The sequence below is a fragment of the Blastococcus sp. KM273128 genome, from assembly GCF_021698975.1.
In the GTDB taxonomy this organism is placed as follows: domain Bacteria; phylum Actinomycetota; class Actinomycetes; order Mycobacteriales; family Geodermatophilaceae; genus Blastococcus.
In genome coordinates this window covers 1-1,087 of the sequence record NZ_SSXA01000169.1, presented here as the reverse complement: position 1 = coordinate 1,087, position 1,087 = coordinate 1, and the positions used below count along the sequence as shown (strand labels likewise).

At 69.3% G+C, this 1,087-nt stretch carries 1 protein-coding gene; it reads right to left on the bottom strand.

Annotated features, from left to right (window positions below; all coding sequences use genetic code 11):
- Nucleotides 1–67: 67 nt before the first annotated feature.
- A partial coding sequence (locus E9529_RS21435) for an RHS repeat-associated core domain-containing protein (RefSeq protein ID WP_236833279.1) occupies nt 68–1,087 on the bottom strand: 1,020 nt, incomplete at its 5' end.

The window sequence follows — 1,087 nt, the reverse complement described above, 5'->3', positions numbered from 1 at the left end:
CGGCCGAACCGTCACACCCCAATGCCAGAATCACGCACCGGCGGCCCACCGAGTCGCATCCCGATGATCACCGATGGGCGGGCGAAAGATCCGGGCTAGCTTCAGCGTTCGCTCGCCCCGCCTTGGCCCATCGCACAAGCCGATAGGCCTTGACCGCCACAGTGATCGCCCCGACTCCAGGAATCAGCGTTCCTGCAGTCAGAGCGATATCGACCCAGTTCTTGCGCACAAAGTTGGTGGATTGGTTCCAGGCCTTCTTCAGCCATCCCCAACGCCCGTCCAAGTCGAGCATGTTGACTGGGTCGGCCGGGTAGACGTACGCGTTCGAGTTGCCTCCTTCGACGGGGTCGACGCTGAGGAAGCGACTGAGGGTGGGTGCGTAGAGGCGGACGCCCATCAACGTGAGGCCGCCGGGGGTGGAGGCGTCGCGTTGGTGGGTGCCCAGCCAGCCGTAGCGGGCCTGGATCGTGCCGGCGGCGGGCTTGACCCACGGGAGGCCGTACTCGGTGGTCTCGATCACCCGCAGGTCCACCGGTGTCTGCGCGTCGGCGGGGACGGTGGCGGCGATGTCGCCGTGCAGGTTGGCCAGCTGCCAGGTGACCTCCGCCCCGGTGGTGCCGTTCTTGGTCACCACCGCGGCCAGCCCACCGAAGGAGGTGATGTTGCGGGTGTAGCTGTTGTCCGGCTCCTGCACCACATCGGGGTTGTCGTCGTCCCCGCCGAAAAGGCTGACCGTCCGCCGAGTACCCGGAGCGGCCGGGTCGGTGTCGGTGCGCACCACCCGCCGCGCGGCGGCATCCAGCCCGAACACCGACGTCCGCCCGCCCTGGCTCATGCCCGCCACCAGGTCATCGACGAGGAAGTCCAGCGCCACATCCCCGCCGCCGTCCACGGTGTCGATCGATGGCAGCACCCGCGTCCGGCCCAGCGCGTCATACCGCAACGCTCCCCGGGACGCATCGACCTTGAGCCGGTCCGCGCTGTCGAAGGCGTAGGAGGCCGACGCCGCCACCGTCGCCGGGCAGGTGCCCGCCGGCGCACCGGCCGTAGCCTCCTGGGCCAGCCCGGTGCGGTTGCTGTTGACGTC